This window comes from Streptomyces sp. UNOC14_S4, from assembly GCF_020740835.1.
In the GTDB taxonomy this organism is placed as follows: Bacteria; Actinomycetota; Actinomycetes; order Streptomycetales; family Streptomycetaceae; genus Streptomyces.
In genome coordinates, this window is the sequence record NZ_JAINFC010000551.1 from 1 (window position 1) to 4880 (window position 4880).

General features: G+C 74.0%; 5 protein-coding genes. 2 read left to right on the plus strand and 3 right to left on the minus strand.

Going from position 1 to position 4880, the window contains the following annotated elements:
• The first annotated feature begins 207 nt into the window (after nucleotides 1-207).
• Together K6I34_RS31760 and K6I34_RS31765 are read left to right on the plus strand one after the other, a co-directional pair.
• A complete protein-coding gene (locus K6I34_RS31760) occupies nucleotides 208-816 on the plus strand; it encodes a DUF4126 domain-containing protein (RefSeq protein ID WP_229331379.1) in 609 nt (202 codons plus the stop codon).
• Nucleotides 817-893: 77 nt separating this feature from the next.
• Nucleotides 894-2432 (plus strand): NAD(P)/FAD-dependent oxidoreductase, encoded by a 1539-nt coding sequence (locus K6I34_RS31765; protein ID WP_229331381.1) that lies wholly within the window; start codon nucleotides 894-896, stop codon nucleotides 2430-2432.
• Between the two features lie 62 nt (nucleotides 2433-2494).
• On the opposite strand, the gene K6I34_RS31770 is transcribed toward K6I34_RS31765, so the two are convergent.
• The 3 genes from K6I34_RS31770 to K6I34_RS31780 all read right to left on the minus strand — a co-directional run.
• Entirely contained in the window at nucleotides 2495-3520 is a 1026-nt protein-coding gene (locus K6I34_RS31770) for a hypothetical protein (RefSeq protein ID WP_229331383.1), read from the minus strand.
• Between the two features lie 40 nt (nucleotides 3521-3560).
• Nucleotides 3561-4478 (minus strand): methylenetetrahydrofolate reductase [NAD(P)H], encoded by a 918-nt coding sequence (metF, locus tag K6I34_RS31775; protein ID WP_229331385.1) that lies wholly within the window; start codon nucleotides 4476-4478, stop codon nucleotides 3561-3563.
• 193 nt (nucleotides 4479-4671) lie between these two features.
• A partial coding sequence (locus K6I34_RS31780) for a thiamine phosphate synthase (protein ID WP_229331387.1) occupies nucleotides 4672-4880 on the minus strand: 209 nt, incomplete at its 5' end.

A 4880-nucleotide genomic window follows, 5' to 3' on the forward strand; every position in this document is an offset into this window, starting at 1 on the left:
CCCCCGTGCCCCCCGGCACTTCAGGGCCGCCGCGCCGTTCCGCCGCCCCGTGTCGGCGGTGCGGCGCGGACGCCCCTTCCGTGGACACCACTCTTCCTTCCCGGACGGCATGCCCCATCCGCACAGCTACTCATCTCCTCGCCTGAGTACGCGTACTCACCCCTGAGCGTTCAGCCCCAGCCGCACCCCGCGGTTACGATCGCCGGCGTGTCCGTACTTCCCTTGGTGTTCACGAGCGGCTGGGCGAGCGGGATCAACGCCTATGCCGTGGTCCTGCTGCTCGGCGTGATGGGCGCGACCGGTGCCACCGATCAGGTGCCCGGCGCGTTGCAGCGTCCGGACGTCCTGATCGTGGCCGGTGTGCTGTTCCTGTGCGAGGTCGTCGCCGACAAGATCCCGTACGTGGACTCCGCCTGGGACGCGGTGCACACGGTGGTCAGGCCGGTCGCGGGCGGCGTGGTCGCCGCGTTGCTGGCCGGGCAGAGCGGCTCGCTCTCCGACCTCGCGGCGGGTGCCGTGGGCGGTTCGGCCGCGCTGGTGAGCCATCTGGTCAAGGCGGGCACCCGGGCGGCGATCAACACGTCGCCGGAGCCCGCGAGCAACATCGTGGTGAGCACCCTGGAGGATCTGGGGGTCGCCGGGATCGTCGTCTTCGCGCTGTTCCACCCGGTGGCCGCCGCGATCGTCGCGGCGGTGCTGCTGGGGCTGGGGATCGCGCTCGTGGTCTTCCTCTGGTCCCGGGTCCGCCGCTTCCTGCGGCGCAGGCGGCAGCGGCGCGAGGAGAGGCGGGCGGGCTCGGCCGTCGGCCCGGCCTGACGGCCTTGTCCGACCGGCCGCGCGGTCGGCGACGCCGGCCGGACGAGGCTGTCAGTGGGGCCGGATAAAGTCGCCCCATGGCACGGATTGCGGTGATCGGCGCCGGGATGGGCGCGATGGCAGCCGCCGCCCGGCTCGCCGTCGCGGGCCACCGGGTGGTGGTGTACGAGCGTGCGGCGACGCACGGCGGCGGCGTGGGGCGGCTGACGAGGGACGGGTTCGCCTTCGACACGGGGCCCGGGCTGCTGCATCTGCCGGCCGTCTACCGCGACTTGTTCGTGAAGACCGGCAAGGAGTCCCTGGAGGCGAGCGTCGGCCTCGTGCAGGTCGACCCGGCGAGCGCCCATGTCTTCGCGGACGGCACCGCGGTCACGCTGCCCAACGCGTCGCGGGGCGGGGTGGCCGAGGCCCTGGACGGTGTCCTGGGCGCGGGCGCGGGTGAGCGCTGGAGCGATCTGGTCAACCGCGGGCGCGAGGTCTGGGACGCGACGCGGCGGCCGCTGCTGGAGGAGCCGCTGCGTCCGGACGCGACGGCCCGTGAGCGGCTGGGGCGCGATCCGTATCCGGCGGTGCGCGGGCGCGGCCTGTTCCGGCGGAGCGGCCCGGTCACCGTCGCGTCCGTCGCGCGGCGGGAGTTGAAGGATCCCCGGCTCGTGGCCCTCCTGGAGAGCCATGCCCTGGCGTACGGGCTCGACCCGCGGCACACGCCCGCGAGCGCGACGGTGCTGCCGTACATGGAGCAGACCTTCGGCAGCTGGTACGTGCGCGGCGGGCTGCGCGGGCTGGCCGACGCGCTCCACGAGCGGTGTCTGGCGCGCAAGGTGGAGTTCCGCTTCGGCGAGGAGGTCGTGGGCCTGCTGGAGAAGGACGGGCACGCCGCCGGGGTGGAGCTGACCGACGGCCGGGTCGTCGAGGCGGACCTGGTGGTCGCGGGCGTGGCCCCGGGGCGGCTGGCCCGGATCGCGCCGCGCGCGGCGGAGGCGGCGGTGGGCCCGGCCGGGTCCCGGCCGGTGCCGCCCGGCAGATTCACCGTGTGCCTGGCTCTCCGCGGCGGACGGCCCGAGGGGGCGGCGCACCGCACGGTGGTGCACACGCCCGACCGCGACGCGGAGTTGGCCGAGGTCTTCCGCGCACCCGGCGACGTACGCGCGCCGGGCCCGTGGCGCCACCGGCCGACGGTGACCGTGCTGCGGCCGGACGATCCGGCCACGCGCCCCGACGACGGGCACGAGGCCGTCACGCTCACGGCCACGGTGGCCCCGCACGGCACCGTCGACTGGGCCGACGAGGAGACGGTCGCGGGGTTCGCGGAGCGGATGCTCGACGCGGCCGAGGCGGTGATACCGGGGCTGCGGGAGCGCGTGCTGTGGCACGAGGTGCGCACCCCGGCCGACACCGAGGCGGCGACGGGGGCCGAGGGCGGCGGGGTGCCCGCGCCCGTGCTGGCCGGGGCGGACGGCGCCTTCCTGCGGCCCGCCAATCTGACGCCCGTTCCGGGGCTCTGTCTCGTCGGCGGGTTCGCCCACCCCGGCGGGGGGCTGGCCCATGCCGGAATGGGCGGGGCGCTGGTCGCCGGGCTGGTCGTCTCCGGGTCGGACTGGCGCGGCTCGGAATGAGCGAATGAGCGAATGAGCCGGAACGAACGAGCGCCCGGCAGCCGTGCTGCCGGGCGCCGTTCTCAGTAGCGGTGCTGCTGCTCGTCGAAGTGCCCGTCGTAGTGCCCGTCGTAGTGCCCGTCGTAGCCGCCGCCCTGCGGGTGCGGAGCGGGCGGGTGCGGGGGCTCGGTGTCGCGCTGCTGGGGCACCCAGATGCCGCCGGGCGGGGTGTCCATGTCGTACTGCGCGGAGGGCGCGTACGGATCGGGGTAGGCGGCGCCCGCCCCGGTGTCCTGCCCGTACTGCTGCTGCGGATAGCCCCCGTACTGCTGCTGCCCGTACGCGTCGTACTGCTCGTAGGCCTGCGGGCGGCTGCCGATGTAGGGGTCGGAGTAGGCGGCGTACTGTCCCTGCCCCTGCCCGTAGTCGAACTGGCCGTCCTGGGCGGGGGACTGAGCAGGGGCCTGAGCGGGAGCCTGAGTGGGGATCTGGTCGGGCTGAGCACCGTAGCCGTCGGCGTACGGGGCGGCCGTCGGGAGGTACGCGGTCTCCTCGTAGGCCGCGTACTCCTGGGCGGCGGGCTGCGGTGCCGAGGGGCCGCCGGGCGGGGCGGGGATCTGCGGCATGACGGCGGTCTCGGCGGCCGCGACGGCGGCGGCTCCGGCCGCCGCCCCGGTGGCGGCCGCGGCGAGCGGGGGCACCGTCCTGTCGCCGCCGCCCGTCGGTGTGCCGTTGCCCTCGGCCGCCTTGCCCCGGCGCCGTCCTCCGCGCGCCGCCTTCCGGCCGCCCTTCGGGCCCTTCGTGCCCTTCGCGTCCGCGGACTCCTCGGCCCTGCCCGGGGAATCCGCGTCGTCGCCGCGGCGGATCGCCCAGCCGGCGGCGAAGCCACGGCGGAAGGAGAGCGTCACATAGGTCTGGCCGACCGCGAAGGCGATGGCGCCCACCGCGATGACCGGCACGGACGAGAGGACGACACCCGCGACCACACCGAGGAAGCCGCCGAAGGCCAGCAGCCGCCAGCGCAGTCGCGCCTTGTACTGCAGCAGCACCTCGCCGAGCAGCCAGAGCGCGACGATGCCGAACGCGATGTAGAGGACCGTCCAGCCCATTTACGCCCCTCTCGTGCGGCCGTTGCCGGGGCAACGGCCGTCAGGACCGCTGGTGCAGTCCCAGATTCTCGTAGATTTCCAGCGTGGCCGTGGAGTGGTTCAGGGTAATGAAGTGCAACCCGGGAATCTCCTCGGCCATCAGCCGTGAGCACAGCTCGGTGGCGTACTCGATTCCGATCGAGCGTACAGCGGCCGCATCGTCGCGCACCGCGAGGATCCGTTCGGCGAGGGCGGGCGGGAAGGCGGCGTTGCTGAGCTGAGCGAACCGCTCGATCTGCCGGACGTTGGTGACCGGCATGATCTCCGGAATGATCGGGGTGTCACAGCCGGCCGCCGCGACCCGGTCCCGGAAGCGCAGGTAGTCCTCCGGGTAGAAGAACATCTGCGTGATCGCGAAGTCCGCGCCCGCCCGGCACTTGTCCACGAAGTGCCGGATGTCCGAGTCCCAGTCGGTGGAGCGCGGGTGCATCTCGGGGAAGGCCGCGACGCCGACACAGAAGTCGCCGGACTCCTTGATGAGCCGGACGAGCTCGGCGGCGTAGCCGACGCCCTTCGGGTGCCGCACCCACTCGCCCATGGGGTCGCCGGGCGGGTCGCCGCGCAGGGCGAGCATGTTGCGGATGCCGACGTCGGCGTACTGCCCGATGACGTTGCGCAGTTCGGCCACGGAGTGGTTGACGGCCGTCAGGTGGGCGACCGGGGTGAGCGTGGTGTCGGTGGCGATGCGCTCGGTCGCGCGTACGGTGCCCTCACGGGAGGAGCCGCCCGCGCCGTAGGTCACGGAGACGAAGGTCGGGCCGACCGCCTCGATGCGGCGGATGGCGTTCCACAGCGTCCGTTCGCCCTTCTCGGACTTCGGCGCCGCGAACTCGAAGGAGTAGGACCGCTCACCGGAAGCGAGCAGGTCACGGACGGTGCGTGCACGGTCTGTCCTGGTGGAGGCTGTGCCTAGGGCCATACCGGCAAGTTAACCAGCGCGCCCCCGGAGCCCAAACCCGATTCAGTGATATGACCGATTCGCCGGGCCTCTGTCCGCTTTCTGGACAGTCCGTTCACATTCCGTTGACACTTCGGCGACCGTTTCCCGACAGTCCGGGCGGGGCGCGGAGTCCCGCGGTGTCCCGCCCGGCCGTCCATGCGCGGCGGGGTGCCTACGCTCCGTGTGCGCGGAGGCGGGCCGCCAGCCGGGCCGCCGCCTCGCCCGGGTCGTCGGCCTCGGTGATGGCGCGGACGACGACGACCCGGTCGGCGCCCGCGGCGAGCACCTCGTCCAGGTTGGTCTCGTCGATGCCGCCGATGGCGAACCAGGGCCGCTCGGGCTTCAGCGCGGCGGCGTAGCGCACCAGGGACAGGCCGGGGG